Source organism: Streptomyces sp. OR43 (genome assembly GCF_008042275.1).
GTDB lineage: Bacteria > Actinomycetota > Actinomycetes > Streptomycetales > Streptomycetaceae > Streptomyces.
In genome coordinates this window covers 34,713-47,861 of sequence record NZ_RDBK01000033.1, presented here as the reverse complement: position 1 = coordinate 47,861, position 13,149 = coordinate 34,713, and the positions used below count along the sequence as shown (strand labels likewise).

12 protein-coding genes are annotated in these 13,149 nt (G+C 70.9%); 5 read left to right on the top strand and 7 right to left on the bottom strand.

From position 1 onward, the window contains the following. Nucleotides 1-28: 28 nt before the first annotated feature. Nucleotides 29-925 (bottom strand): RNA polymerase sigma-70 factor, encoded by an 897-nt coding sequence (locus tag EAO72_RS16460; RefSeq protein WP_148018090.1) that lies wholly within the window; start codon nucleotides 923-925, stop codon nucleotides 29-31. 218 nt (nucleotides 926-1,143) lie between these two features. Here EAO72_RS16460 and EAO72_RS16455 point away from each other — a divergent pair, with 218 nt between their 5' ends. After that, complete coding sequence (locus EAO72_RS16455) at nucleotides 1,144-1,785, top strand: DUF5134 domain-containing protein (protein ID WP_148018089.1); 642 nt, start codon at nucleotides 1,144-1,146, stop codon at nucleotides 1,783-1,785. A gap of 6 nt (nucleotides 1,786-1,791) precedes the next feature. Here the strand turns inward: EAO72_RS16455 and EAO72_RS16450 are convergent, their stop codons facing one another. From EAO72_RS16450 to EAO72_RS16430, 5 genes are all read right to left on the bottom strand, one after another. Next, nucleotides 1,792-3,183, bottom strand: coding sequence for an aldehyde dehydrogenase family protein (locus EAO72_RS16450; protein ID WP_148018088.1), 1,392 nt, complete (start codon nucleotides 3,181-3,183; stop codon nucleotides 1,792-1,794). After that, nucleotides 3,183-4,283: a long-chain fatty acid--CoA ligase gene (locus EAO72_RS16445; RefSeq protein ID WP_148018087.1), complete on the bottom strand. Its 1,101-nt coding sequence runs from the start codon at nucleotides 4,281-4,283 to the stop codon at nucleotides 3,183-3,185. Before EAO72_RS16445 ends, EAO72_RS16450 begins: the two co-directional genes overlap by 1 nt. A gap of 79 nt (nucleotides 4,284-4,362) precedes the next feature. Continuing rightward, on the bottom strand, nucleotides 4,363-5,106 hold the full coding sequence (locus EAO72_RS16440; protein WP_148018086.1) for a PIG-L deacetylase family protein: 744 nt from the start codon (nucleotides 5,104-5,106) through the stop codon (nucleotides 4,363-4,365). After that, the gene (locus EAO72_RS16435; protein ID WP_148018085.1) at nucleotides 5,103-6,365 is read right to left on the bottom strand and encodes an NAD(P)/FAD-dependent oxidoreductase; all 1,263 of its coding nucleotides are present in this window, start codon (nucleotides 6,363-6,365) and stop codon (nucleotides 5,103-5,105) included. Before EAO72_RS16435 ends, EAO72_RS16440 begins: the two co-directional genes overlap by 4 nt. Before the next feature lie 139 nt (nucleotides 6,366-6,504). Beyond that, entirely contained in the window at nucleotides 6,505-7,263 is a 759-nt protein-coding gene (locus EAO72_RS16430) for a class I SAM-dependent methyltransferase (RefSeq protein ID WP_148018133.1), read from the bottom strand. Nucleotides 7,264-7,531: 268 nt separating this feature from the next. Between EAO72_RS16430 and EAO72_RS16425 the strand changes: the two genes are divergently transcribed. The 4 genes from EAO72_RS16425 (at nucleotide 7,532) to EAO72_RS16410 (ending at nucleotide 12,155) form a co-directional block, all read left to right on the top strand. After that, nucleotides 7,532-8,470: a 2-hydroxyacid dehydrogenase gene (locus EAO72_RS16425; RefSeq protein WP_148018084.1), complete on the top strand. Its 939-nt coding sequence runs from the start codon at nucleotides 7,532-7,534 to the stop codon at nucleotides 8,468-8,470. A gap of 338 nt (nucleotides 8,471-8,808) precedes the next feature. After that, nucleotides 8,809-10,428, top strand: coding sequence for a cytochrome bc1 complex cytochrome b subunit (gene qcrB / locus EAO72_RS16420; protein ID WP_148018083.1), 1,620 nt, complete (start codon nucleotides 8,809-8,811; stop codon nucleotides 10,426-10,428). Nucleotides 10,429-10,647: 219 nt separating this feature from the next. Further along, nucleotides 10,648-11,490: an alpha/beta fold hydrolase gene (locus EAO72_RS16415; protein WP_148018082.1), complete on the top strand. Its 843-nt coding sequence runs from the start codon at nucleotides 10,648-10,650 to the stop codon at nucleotides 11,488-11,490. A 173-nt stretch (nucleotides 11,491-11,663) separates the two neighbouring features. Continuing rightward, entirely contained in the window at nucleotides 11,664-12,155 is a 492-nt protein-coding gene (locus EAO72_RS16410) for a GNAT family N-acetyltransferase (RefSeq protein ID WP_148018081.1), read from the top strand. 144 nt (nucleotides 12,156-12,299) lie between these two features. Here the strand turns inward: EAO72_RS16410 and EAO72_RS43095 are convergent. Continuing rightward, the coding region (locus EAO72_RS43095) for a 2-oxo acid dehydrogenase subunit E2 (protein ID WP_261991515.1) at nucleotides 12,300-13,149 on the bottom strand (850 nt) is incomplete at its 5' end.

Below are 13,149 nucleotides of genomic sequence, written 5' to 3'. Positions count from 1 at the left end.
CTCGGAGCCGCGACACCTCGGCGGTCGGTCAGCCGCGCAGAGAGGCCACGTACGGCGCCAGTTTGGCCGGGCTCATCACCCACATGAGCCGGTCGATACCATCCGCCGAGATGTCGGCGGTCAGCAGGGCGACGGCTTCGTCGTCGGACGAGACCAACACGGCCGGCCTGCCGTTCGCCTCGACCCACCTGATCTCCGATCGCGGCCAGAAGCGCGGAGCGAACGCCACGAGGTACTGAGAGACGTGCAGCCGCCCGATGACCGGGATCCTGGACGCGCCGCGCATGCCGTTGCCGTCCGAGTAGCTGACGACGTCGGCGGTGAGCACGTCCTCCAGCACGGACAGATCGCCGGTCCGTGCCGCGGACAGGAACACCTCCAGCAGCCGTCGGTGGGCTTTGGGGCTGACGGCCTCCTTGCGCTCGGCGGCCAAGTGCCTCCGGCCGCGGCTGACCAACTGGCGCGCGTTCGCCTCAGTGGTCTCCAGGATCTCCGCGATGCGTCCGTAGGAGTAGTCGAACGCCTTCCGGAGCACGTAGGCGGTGCGCTCCACGGGGTTCAACTTCTCCATCAGGAGCAGGACCGCCATCTCCAGGGCCTCGGCCCGCTCCGCGCCCAGTTGTGGATCCTGCGCGGTGTCGACGGGCTCGGGAAGCCACGGTCCGATGTAGGACTCCCGGCGTACCCGAGCGGACTGGGCCAGGTTGATCGCCAGCCTCGTGGCTACCGTGGTCAGGAAGGCAGCCGGTTCGTGCACCTGCGAACGATCGGTGTTCTGCCACCGCAGCCAGGCATCCTGCACGATGTCCTCGGCCTCGGCCGTGCTGCCCAGGATGCGGTACGCGATGCCGAAGAGCTGCGGTCGGGCCGCGAGGAAATCCTTCGTCGCTTGATCAAGGGTGCCGGGTCGGGCGCCAGCGTGCATGGAACGTCCCTTCTGGCTTCGTGCACCCCATGCTACAAGCGGCCGCTGACAGACGCTCCGACGGCCGGTGGTGGCGTGCCTTCAGCGCCCTCATTTGGCACACCGTGGCAACGGAACGCCGGTCAGGGGTGCCCACTCCGTGGACTCCGCTCCGTCACGGAACGATCGCGTACCTGGTCAGGAGGGCGAACCGTCATGTACCTCAGGAGGCGCTCACCGTGTCGGACAGGACGCCGGCTCTCGATGGCCTGCACTACATGCTGACACTGTTGTTCACGCTCGTGGCCCTGCACGTGTGGAGGCAGGGTGTCCGGTCACCGGGAGCGGAGGTCCGCGACCGGGTGGACCACCTCCTGCACTTCACCATGGCGGCGGGCATGGCCGCGATGCCCTGGAGCTTCTACCGGCCTCTGTCCGGCCGGACGACGACGGTGCTTTTCGCCGCCGCCGCCCTGTGGTTCCCGCTCACCGCATTCCGCCACCGGCGCGGGGGCAACCTCGCGCTGATCTCCGGCAGGCTGCCGTCCGCCGCCGGCATGGCCGCGATGGCCTGGATGTCGTGGCCACCGCCCGGCATGGTGGTTCCCGCCCACGAGACCCTCGCCGGAGGTGCCACGGCCGCACCGCACCCGCTGACCCACGGTCATACCGCGAGCGTCTCGATGACGGCGAGCATGGTCACCGCCGCGCTGACGGTGTATCTCCTCGGCTGCTCCCTCTGGTCGTTGACGCGCCCCATGCCGGCGCTGCGGACCTCGACCGACGCCGTGCACCGCGCCGCCGCGACGGACCCCTGCGGGCACGTGCGCGACGGCGCCATGGCGATGGGCACGGCCGTGATGCTGCTCCTGCCCCACTGACCCGTCTCAGCCGACGCCCACGACGGCCTTGCCGCGCATCAGGAAGTCCGAGAGATAGCCGTCGTGGGGCACTCCTGGAGCCATCCAGTAGGTCGGATGGTCACCCGCGTACACATTCGCGATGGTGGGTTCCGCCACCAGCAGGTCGAGCAGTGCACGATCGCGGGAGAGGACCGAGAGCACCAGCGTCTCCCGCAGCGGAGCAACTCCGTCCGAGCGCTTCCACGGAGCCACCCACACGCAGGGGAAGGGCAGTTCGGTCCGCAGCTGCGGGGCGCCGGCGTCGACGACCTGATGAACGGCCGGTCGCAGGACGGCGCTGCCATCCCCGAGGTCCTCGACGATGCCGTCCCCACCGAGCCAGGCGCGGGTCCCCATCGCGACCGACCGCAGGTAGGAGTCGAGCGCCCGAGCCCTGTCGAACGGGCACACCGGGAGAACCGCGCGGGAGTCCTGGGGCGGCAGGCCCGGCAGCCGGGACAGACGCGCGGCGAGGGCCTCGGCGAGCGGTGCCGGGTCGCCCTCGACGAATACGGCGGTGGCGTTGACGCACGCGGTGCCCGCTTCGTCGGCGACGGACCCCACGATCGTGTCCAGGTGCTCGCGCCAGTCCGTGTCCGCGGTGACGAGGATCTTCGTCCTGCCGGGCCCCTGAGGCAGCACACGCGCATCGTGCGCGTAGCGGGCGACGACTTCGTCGCCGCCGTACACGACGGCGCGGTCGGCGCCGCGGATCAGAGTTCCCGCGGTGTGGTGGTCCGTCGGCAGCAACACCAGCCGGTCCGTCCCGACGCCCGCCCGGTGGAGTGCCCCGACCAGGCGGTGCGGGGTGAACGGCTCCCGTCGCGACGGCCGTACGGCGACGCGGTAGCCCAGGGCCAGTGCCTCCAGCCACACCCGGTGGACGCCGGGGTGATTGCCGGAGGCGTTGACGGCGAACACCTCGCCCCTACGCGCCCACACGGCGTGCCCGGCCGCGGATGAGGGATCCCGTCCGTCCCGGACCGTCCCGCGCGGCCTGCCCTGCTCGGCGGACGAACGTGCGCGGCTGACGAATCGCGCGGTGCCCCGGGTCGCGTCGCGCACCACGGCCAGCGGAGTACCTGAGGTCCTGCTGACCAGGTGCTCGTACTCCCGCACGCCGAGCCCGCCGACGGTGCCGTTGGCGAACTCCTCGGCGGCCACTTCCAGCAGCGCGTCAAGGCCGGCCGGAGGGAACGCGTCGGCTCTGCGCAGTGCGGCCAGCGCCCGGTCGACGTAGACCGGCGGTACCAGGCTGAGCCGCGCCACCTCGGCACCGGACACGTCCGTCACCCTGCCCGGTACGCGGGTGCGGTAGGGGCCGCGATGGCCCAGCGCGTCCAGGTACAGCGGTTCGGGGGCGTCTGCCGCGGCCATCAGTACACACCCTCGATCACGGTCTCGCCCTTCACCGTGGTCACGGGTGCCACGTCCGCCACGGCGTCGCCGGCGTGGCCGCTCACCGGAAGTGCGCGTACGGCCGTGTCCCGTTCGGCGTTGTTCGGGATGAGCATGGACTTGCTGACGTGGCTGACCACCACCTGACCCCGCCGGCCCACCTCGACGCGTTCCTTGGTGGCGGGGTCGACGACGGAGAGGAACACGTACGGCGACACCGGGTCGAAGACGCAGGGCTGCGAGGAGCCGAGGCCGGCTCGCTCGAGCAGTGCGGTGAGCATCATGGTGTTGCCGTACATGCCGATGAGCGGCACGTCGGGGAAGACCTCCGTGGCCAGCAGATGACGGGTGTCGGGGTCCATGTGCGTGCCGCCCCAGACGATGGCCCGGACGGAGGCGTTGATCCGCTCCAGGAGGTCGTCCTCGCGGGCGAAGCGCTCCAGCAGCGGAGTGGTGGCGGCCAGCACCCCGATGTCCTGGGTCAGCAGAACGCGCCGGCACTGTTCGACGAGATGGTCGGTATAGGACTCGACCTCCTCGCTCCGGCCCGCGGCGATCAGCTTCCTGACCCACCGCGGGTCCATGTCGATGCTCAGCCCCGGGCCGCCGAGGGACGCCGCCGCCCTCTGGAGCACGTCCCCCACGAGGTGCGGGCCGGTCGGCGCCACGGTCAGCCACTGTGCACCGGTGGGCAGCCCGTGCTCCCGCAGACGTGTGTCGACCTGCGCGGTGCTGTGCCGCGTCCAGTCGTCGAGCTGCACGACCCGCTTGGGCGCCCCGGTCGTACCGCCGCTGTCGAAGACGTTGAGCAGCCGGGCGTCGCCGCCGTACCCCCGGGGGATCAGGTCGGCCACCGGGACATGGCGCAGTTCGCCGGTCAGGTCGGGGAAGAGCGACAGGTCGTCGACGCCCCTGATGTCCCGCCGCGGGTCGAAGTCGAGCCGTTCGGCCCGGTCGAGCCAGTAGCGGGAGCCGGTCGCCGGGTCGAAGTGCCAGCGCACGGCCGCGCGTACGAACTGGTCGGGGTCGACGCCGTCGGAGGGCCCGGCGTCCAGGACGGAGAGGTAGTCGTACGTCATGATCGGTCCTTTCCCGGCACGGGCTCGTGCGGAAGAACGGTGATGGGGACGAGAGCCGCGCGACAGCCGAGGGACCTGGTCATCGGCTGAACAGTTCGAAGGCGACAGCGGGACCGCCGTCGAACCGGGCACGGTGGGCGCCGGTGCCGGCGGACAGGAAGCGGCGCGCGTACGTCTCGGGGTCCTCCTCGGTCAGGGCTTCGATGTAGGTCCGGTGCCGCAGCAGGGACTGCACCCCCCGTTCGAAGCCGGCCCGGGCGGACACGGCGTGGGACGGCGTGGGCGAGTTGGCGACGGCCACCCATCGCACGCCGTTCCAGGGCGGAAGTCCCCGCTCGGTGAGTTCCGGGAAGATCCAGCGGTTGCCGGCGTCCGCGGCCGCGTCCAGCACCGCGCGTCCCACCGCCCTGTGGTCCGGGGTGTTCCAGGCACCGGGGGCCCACGTGTCCCGGTGGTTCAGCGTGATCACCAGCTCGGGACGGTGACGCCGCACGGCCGCGGCGATGTCGCGCCGCAGCGGGACGCCGTACTCGACCACACCGTCCCGGTGGTCGAGGAACTCCACCACGCTGACGCCGACGGCCGCGGCGGCGGCACGCTGCTCCGCCTCCCGCAGCACCCGGGCCCGCTCGGGAGCCAGCGTGTCGATGCCCGCCTCACCCCGGGTGGCGAGCACGTAGGTGACCTCCCTGCCGGCGGCCACCCAGGAGGCCACGGCCGCCGAGCATCCGTACTCGAGATCGTCGGGATGGGCCACCACGGCCAGGGCCCGTCGCCAGTCGTCCGGCATCGGCCGCAGTGGTGCGGGCGTACGGCCGGTCATGACTGGGCTCGGTCTGCTCGCACGTGCGCGGGAATCAGGCTTTCCAGCGGAACCGAGGGATCGGCGAGGACGGCATCTTCCGTCTCCACGCCCGACTCGATCAGAGCGCGGACCGTTCCGATGACATCCCACACGTTGACGCTCATCCCGGCCAGCGCCCGTCTGCCGGACATCCAGAACGCCACGAACCGGAGCTCTTCCCGTGAGCCGCGGAAGACGACGCGGTCGTAGCCGCCCGGTTCCGTGTACCCGGTGTACTCCATGCCGAGGTCGTACTGGTCGGTGTAGAAGTACGGCAGCCGGTCGTACACCGCTTCCCGGCCGAGCATGCTCAGCGCGGCGGTACGCGGCTGATGCAGGGCGTTGGCCCAGTGCTCCACGCGCAGATGGCGGCCGAGGCGGGGGTGGAAGGCGTTGGCGACGTCACCGGCGGCGTGGACGCCTGCCGCGGAAGTCCGCAGGTGCGCGTCCGTCACGATGCCGTTACGCACGTCGAGGCCGGCCTCCTCGGCCAGACGGACGTCGGGAGTGATGCCGACGCCCACCACCACGGCATCTGCGGGCAGGTGACTGCCGTCGGCGAGACGGACTCCGTCGACGCGGCCCCCGGTACCGGTGATGCGTTCGACGCGGGCGTGGGAGCGGACATCCACACCGTGGTCCATGTGAAGGCCGGCGAAGACCTCGGCCGCCTCCCGGCCCAGTACCTTCGACAGGGGCAGCTCCCCGCGCTCCAGCAAGGTCACTTCCGCCCCGGCCGTACGAGCCGCCGCCGCCGTCTCCAGTCCGATCCATCCACCGCCGACCACCACGATCCGCGCACCTGCGGTAAATGCCGCCTTGAGCCGGTCGCTGTCCTCCATGCGCCGGAGGTACAGCACGCCGTCCAGCCCCGCGCCCGGCACGGACAGGCGGCGGGGCGAGGAACCGGTGGCCAGGAGCAGCCCCGCGTAAGGCACGCGACGGCCGTCGTCCAGCGTCACCTCGGCGGCATGTGGGTTCAATGACGTCACACGCGTGCCCAGGAGCAGGTCGACGTCGTTGTCCCGATACCAGCTCTCGGGATGCACGTAGAGGGAGTCCCGGCCCTCCTTGCCCAGGAGGTACCCCTTGGACAGCGGTGGCCGGATGTAGGGCCGTTCCCGCTCGTTCCCGATGACGAGGAGCGGCCCGTGGTGGCCGTGCTCGCGCAGTTCCTCCGCGGCCTTGGCGGCGGCCAGGCCGCCTCCGACGATCACGAACGCATGAGTACGCGGCATGAGATACCCGTTCCAGTTTGTGAGGCGTACACGACGAACCGAGCGGTCCGACACTTTTCAGACCGGGCGAGGACACGTGGTGTGACACGACCGGGCGGGCACCCCGGGCCGGGCACCCCGGGTGCTCACCGTGACCGCCTCACCAGCGGGCCGGCCGCGAAACGGCCAGGACGCGCGGATGGCCGTGCTCGGGCAGTGGGAGGAATCCGTGCCGCGCCAGCTCCTCCACGATCCGGGAGCGCGACGCGGGCCACATCCAGAACGATTCCGAGTGCGTGCGGAGCACTCGGCGCTCGTCGCGCACCCAGTAGTCGACGCGCGCGCGGATGCGGTAGCCCGCCGCCGACATGGACATTCGTCCGCCGTACGCGTGCGCGCCCACCCGCTTCTCCGGCAGCCGGTGCACGATGTCGCGAGCGGGCGGCGTCTCGGGCGGCAGCTCCAGGAAGAGCGACCCGCCCGGGGCCAGGGCAGCGTGGACGGCGGGCCAGAGGACGTGACGCGCGGCCGGTGGCAGACAGGCGATCGTGTTGTGGCACACGGCCACGTCCGCGACCGCGTACAACTCCGCCCGGTCCAGGGCGTGCGGGTGCACGGTCACGCGATCCCGCTGACGCTCCGGCAGGACGGCGAGTCGGGTGAGCAGAGAGGTGCGCATGGCCCGTGCGGGTTCGATCGCGTGGATGTCGGCCTCGGACTCCGCCAGGCTCATCAGCGTGACCCGTCCGGTCCCGGCACCGATGTCCAGTATGCCGAGACGGGCCTGCGCGACCTGCCGGGCGTAGAGGTCGCGGACGCGCTCTCCGTCTCGCTCGGCCTGCAGGATGTCGTAGAACTCGGCGGTGACGGCGTAGGAGTCCGGCTGAGTGACGGGCGCCGGTGTGGTGACAAGGTGCATGCCCACCAAGACAGCATGCGGGCCGAGCATGTGACACGTAGTGAACGCAGGGGGTCCTACTGCGGGGCGGGGGTGACACCCGCCACGGGCCCGTGCTGTCACAGAGGAGTGGCACGCGTAGTCATCTCTCTGCCGGTCTCCGAGCCGGACCTGCCACCGACCGCCACCCGCGAGGGCGCGACCCGGATCGGTGGCCCCGAGGCCGCGCACCGGCGGATTCCGGCCGCGTCAGGCCCCCGAACCCCGACGGAAAGCGGAAGACATGGTTATGACCGCACGCTCACCCCAGGTATGGCTGCCCGCGCAATTCGTCCGTCTCGCCGATCTGCCGCCAGCACTCGAGTACGCCTGCTGGGACGGCCGTTCGGCCTTCCCTTCGGACCCGGCTCGGGTGGAGTTCTACGCCCCGCCCCTGACCAAGGACATCGACATCATCAGGAAGCCCCTGTCCGGCATGACACGTCTCCGGGTGGTTCAGGCACTCAGTTCGGGCACGGACGGACTACGAGGAGAGCTCGACCGGCTTCCCCGTCCGGTCACCCTGTGCGACGCGCGCGGTGCCGCCGCTCCCGGCACGGCCGAACTGGCCCTGACGCTGATTCTCACCTCGCTGCGGGGCATTCCGGATTCGGTCCGCGCCCAGGACCGCGGGGCGGGGGACACCCACGTCTTCTCCTCCCTGTACGAGCGGTCCGTGCTGATCGTGGGCTACGGCGCCGTGGGTTCCGCGCTGGAGGAGCTGCTCCTGCCCTTCGGCTGCGTGGTGACCCGCGTCGCCAGTCGGGACCGGGACGCGCTCCTGGGGCCGGTCCATTCCACCGCGCGTCTGCCCCGGCTCGTGGCGGACGCGGACGTCGTCGTGCTGTCCACGCCCCTGACCCCGAAGACCCGTCAGCTCTTCGACGCGGGCATGCTGGCCCGCATGAAGGACGACGCCCTGCTCGTCAACGTGTCCCGTGGGGCGGTTGTCGACACCGACGCCCTGCTGAAGGAGACCCACGAAGGCCGGCTGCGGGCCGCCCTGGACGTGACGGACCCCGAGCCGCTTCCCCCGGGACATCCGCTCCGGTCCGTACCCGGTGTGCTGCTCACCCCGCACATCGGCGCGTTCACCGCTGGCCTCTGGCCTCGCCTCGAAAGGCTCATCCGCTGCCAGCTGATCCGCTTCGCCGCGGATGAGGAACTCGAGAACGTGGTCCGCCGCTGACCCCTGGGCACCGGGCCGGATACCGTGCCCGGCCGGTCGCTTCGTGCCCCGGGAACAGCCCCTGTCACACCCGAACGGTACAGCCGGTCATGGTGACGACAGCAGTTCATGAATCATGCCCGAACAGCACAGCCGTGGACGAGCCGGACGCGCCGTGCCACAGGTATGCCCCGGTCCCCGCGCCCGGGCGGCCCGTCGGATCGCCGGCACGCGCAGCCATGGATGGAACGGCGGCCGTACGCCCCGTGCCACAGCGGCGCCACACATCCACGGCAGAGCCCCGGACAGGGGTCCCGGCCGCGGCGAGCTGCGGGTGACGCAGGGAAACAGGTGAAGAGATGGGCTACGACAGCCGACCGGTCGAGCCGGAGCAGGGGCACACGGGAGAGGGAGTCGCCCGCTGGGTGGACAGCCGAGTGGGCCGCCGCGGTGTCGCCCGCTCGGCTCGGCGCCCGGTCTTCCCCGACCACTGGTCGTTCATGCTCGGCGAGATCGCGCTCTACAGTCTGGTGGTCCTGATGATCACCGGCGTCTATCTGAGTTTCTACTTCCACCCCTCCTCCGAGCTCGTGGTCTATGAGGGCAGCTACCTCCCCCTGAGAGGCCGACTCGTGTCGGAGGCCTTCGACTCGACGCTGCACCTCTCCTTCGACGTCCGCGGCGGTCTGCTCGTCCGCCAGGCACACCACTGGGCGGCCCTGATCTTCGTCGCCGCCGTCTTCGTCCACCTGCTGCGGGTCTTCTTCACCGGTGCCTTCCGCAAGCCCCGAGAGCTGAACTGGCTCTTGGGGTTCGGACTGTTCATCCTGGCGATGTTCGGTGGCCTCACCGGCTACGACCTGCCGGACGACCTGTTGTCCGGCACCGGCCTCCAGGTCGTGAACGGCACGATCCTGTCGGTCCCGGTCGTAGGGACCTACCTGTCGTTCTTCCTGTTCGGCGGTGAGTTCCCCGGTGAGGATCTGATCGCCCGCTTCAACACCCTGCACGTCCTGGTCATTCCGGGCCTCATGATTGCCCTGACGGTCGCTCACGTGGCCTTGGTCATGCGCCACCGGCACACGCAGCACGCCGGCCCCGGCCGCATCCGCCGCAACGTCGTCGGACTTCCGCTCAGGGTGTACGCGGTGAAGGCCGCCGCCTCCTGCTTCATCGTGGCCGGCGTGATCTCCGTGATGGCCGCCGTCGCCCAGATCAATCCCGTGTGGAACTACGGCCCCTTCCGTCCCGACCAGGTCTCCGCCGGCTCCCAGCCCGACTGGTACATGGGCGTCGCCGACGGACTGCTTCGTGTCATGCCCGGCTGGGAGATCGGCCTCTGGGGCCACACGCTCGCCCTGGACAACCTCCTGCCCCTGCTGTTCGGTGTGCTGCTCTTCTTGGCCCTGGGGGCCTATCCGTTCATCGAGGCCTGGGTCACGGACGACGACCGCGAGCAGCACCTGCTGGACCGCCCCCGCAACCGCCCGGTGCGCACCGCTCTGGGCGTGGCCTGGCTCAGCGTCTATGCGGTCGCGCTCATCGGTGCCGCGAACGACATCATCGCCATCCGTCTGCACGTTTCGGTCAACTCCGTGACCTGGGCCGTGCGCATCGGCCTTTTCGCCGTCCCGGTGCTGGCCTTCCTGATCACCAAGCGCGTGGCCCTCGCTCTCCAGCGCCAAGACCGCGACAAGGTGCTGCACGGGCGCGAGAGCGGAGTCATCAGGCGCCTGCCGCACGGCGAGTACGCCGAGGTCCACGAGCCCCTCGACCAGGCCCGGCTGCACACCTTGACCGCGCACGAGCAGTACCGACCCCTGGAGGCCGCGCCCACCGGCACCGGGGACGGCGCCGGACCCAGCCCGGTCCAGCGCCTGCGCAGCGGGCTGAGCAGGTTCCTTTACGGCCCCGGCACGCAGGTTCCCAAGCCCACGGCCACGGAGTACGCGGAGATCACCGGCCGGCACCGGCCCTGATCCCAAGATGCCCCGCGGAGAGTGGCATCCGACATGTCACACCTTGGTCTTTCCGCCTGTCTCAAGGATGAGAAGGCAGCACAACGTACGGCCGAGGCGACCGGCCCCTTCACCCGGCGGCCCGCCCCGCCCCTCCGCGGTCCGTGCAGCCGGCCTTCCACGCGGCGCATCCCCACAGGGGGAGTCCCGCGCACCGATCCCAACCGAAAGGCATTCGCCATGAACCGAAGCTTCTTCACCGCCCGGGCCCGTACGCCGATGAACGTCCTGGCCGCCGCCACCGTCGTCGCCGGGCTGCTCGTCACCACGGTCCCCCCGGCCTCGGCCGACAAGGGCGGCAACGTCAGACCCCCGAAGCCCACCGTCGTTCTGGTCCATGGTGCGTTCGCCGACTCAACGAGTTGGAACGGCGTCATCGACAGGCTCCACGACGACGGCTATCCGGTCGTGGCCGTCGCCAACCCGCTGCGTTCCCTGAGCGGTGACGCCGCCTACCTCGAAGCTGTCCTCGCCGGCATCGACGGGCCCGTGGTCCTGGCCGGTCACTCCTACGGCGGTTCGGTGATCAGCAACGCGGCCACCGGGAACAAGAACGTCAAGGCGCTGGTCTTCCTCGCCGCCTTCCTCCCGGAGAAGGGCGAGAGCGCTGCCGACCTGGCCGGCCGGTTTCCCGGCAGCACCCTCGGTGAAGCGCTGCGTCCGGTACCGGTCACGAACGCCGACGGCTCGCAGGGTACCGACCTCTACATCCAGAACGACAAGTTCCGCCGGCAGTTCGCCGCCGACGTGCCCCGCAACACGACGGACCTGATGGCCGTCACCCAACGACCGGTCACCGAGGCCGCCCTCGGTGAGAGCGCGGCCGAACCCGGCTGGAAGACCATTCCCTCCTGGGTCCTGGTGGCCGCCCAGGACCGCAACATCCCCGCCGCCGCCCAGGAGTTCATGGCCGAGCGGGCAGGAGCCAGGACCACGGAGGTGCGGGCGTCCCACGCGGTCAGCGTCTCGCAGCCCGGAAAGGTCACCGGCGTCATCGAGGACGCCGCTCGCTCGGTGCGCTGATCCGCACCACGCGATCCGGGGCCGGCGGTTCACCCGTCGGCCCCTTCGCCTGCCCGGAACACAGCGGCCCCGGCGCTTGCGGTCCGCCCGGCCGTGCTCGCTGACCCCGTTCCCCCGACCGCCGAACCGCCCGTGCACGCCCGCACCGGCCCCGGCCGCGCAAGGAGCGACTCATGCGCCGCGAACCGCGGATCATTCCGATAGGCCCCGGTCATCTCGCCCGCACCGTGGCGATGCACCGGCGCTGCTCGCCACAGACCCTGTGGAGCCGTTACCACCGGGCGATGGCTGACCCGCGCACCTATCTGCCCGCTCTGCTCTCCCGACCCGGTTCCGTACACCTCGCGGCGCGGGGCGCCACCGGTCGCATCGTGGCCATGGGCCATCTGATGCCGGATCACACATCCGCGGAGGCGGCGCTTCTCGTCGAGGACTCATGGCAGGGCCGCGGACTCGGCACCCGCCTGCTCCACCACCTGGGGCAGCACGCGCGCGCCGGAGGCTGGACGACCCTTCACGGCTTCTTCCTGACCGGCGACGAACGGGTCGAAGGGATGCTGCGTCACGCGCCCTTTCCCGTCCGGCGGACGGAGGAGGGCGGTGCCGTAACCGCCTGGGTCCGGGTGAACGACCTGGCGCCCGGCCAGTCCTCTCGCCGACGGTGAAGCCCGGACAGGGCGCCCCCGGGCGGAGTGAAGGGGGTACGGACCACGACACGCCCCCGGCATGGTGAAGGGGGGCGCCGGCGATGGCACCCCCCTCACCGACCCGCTCCCTCCGGCCGGCCTGCCACCCTCGGTGGCCCATACTCACGCCAGGGCGTCGGGGTACAACTCGTCCTCGAACGCCGCGGTTTCCAGGAGTGCCTTGACCGACGTCAGGTATCGGGCCGCGTCCGCCCCGTCCACCAGCCGGTGGTCGTACGACAAGGACAGGTGCACCAGATCCCGGATCCCGACTACCTCCTCGTCACCACTGCGCACGACACCGGGCCTCCTGACCGTGGTGCCCACGCCGAGGATCGCCGCCTGGTTCGGGGGCACGATGACCGTGTCGAACAGTGCGCCGCGCGAACCGGTGTCGGAGAGAGTGAAGGTCGCGCCCGACACGTCGTCGGGGGTGAGGTGGCCACTGCGGGCCCGGTCCGCCAGGTCGTGGACGGCCCGGGCGAGTCCGGCGACGGTGAGGTCACCGGCCGCCTTGACGACCGGGGTCATCAACCCGCTCTCCGTGTCGACGGCGATGCCGACGTTCTCGGTGTCGAAGTAGGTGATCGTCCCCTCGTGGTCGTTGATCCTGGCGTTGACGACGGGATGAGCCTTCAGAGCCTGGGCGGCTGCCTTGAGGAAGAAGGGCAGGGGGGACAGCTTGAGGCCCTCGCGGGCCAGGAAACCGTCCTTCGCCCGGTTCCGCAGGCGCATCAGACGCGTGACATCGGCCTCGACCGTGCTGGTGAGCTGTGCCTGCTCCAGCAGCGCCTTCCTGAGGTTCTCGCCGATGGCCCGGCGGATACGGGGCATCGGGACCGTGCGACCGCGGAGCGAAGATGCTTCCGCGGGGGCCGTGTGCACCGGCGCTGGACCGGGCTGGGTCCGGCGCCGTCCCCGGTGCCGGTGGGCGCGGCCTCCAGGGGTCGGTACTGCTCGTGTGCGGTCAAGG

What these genes read in the sequence shown, in the direction of transcription:
- EAO72_RS16460 (WP_148018090.1), bottom strand. Translation starts at nt 925, where the DNA reads ATGCACGCTGGCGCCCGACCCGGCACCCTTGATCAAGCGACGAAGGAT.
- EAO72_RS16450 (WP_148018088.1), bottom strand. Translation starts at nt 3,183, where the DNA reads ATGGCCGCGGCAGACGCCCCCGAACCGCTGTACCTGGACGCGCTGGGC.
- EAO72_RS16445 (WP_148018087.1), bottom strand. Translation starts at nt 4,283, where the DNA reads ATGACGTACGACTACCTCTCCGTCCTGGACGCCGGGCCCTCCGACGGC.
- EAO72_RS16440 (WP_148018086.1), bottom strand. Translation starts at nt 5,106, where the DNA reads ATGACCGGCCGTACGCCCGCACCACTGCGGCCGATGCCGGACGACTGG.
- EAO72_RS16435 (WP_148018085.1), bottom strand. Translation starts at nt 6,365, where the DNA reads ATGCCGCGTACTCATGCGTTCGTGATCGTCGGAGGCGGCCTGGCCGCC.
- EAO72_RS16430 (WP_148018133.1), bottom strand. Translation starts at nt 7,263, where the DNA reads ATGCACCTTGTCACCACACCGGCGCCCGTCACTCAGCCGGACTCCTAC.
- EAO72_RS16425 (WP_148018084.1), top strand. Translation starts at nt 7,532, where the DNA reads ATGACCGCACGCTCACCCCAGGTATGGCTGCCCGCGCAATTCGTCCGT.
- qcrB (WP_148018083.1), top strand. Translation starts at nt 8,809, where the DNA reads ATGGGCTACGACAGCCGACCGGTCGAGCCGGAGCAGGGGCACACGGGA.
- EAO72_RS16415 (WP_148018082.1), top strand. Translation starts at nt 10,648, where the DNA reads ATGAACCGAAGCTTCTTCACCGCCCGGGCCCGTACGCCGATGAACGTC.
- EAO72_RS16410 (WP_148018081.1), top strand. Translation starts at nt 11,664, where the DNA reads ATGCGCCGCGAACCGCGGATCATTCCGATAGGCCCCGGTCATCTCGCC.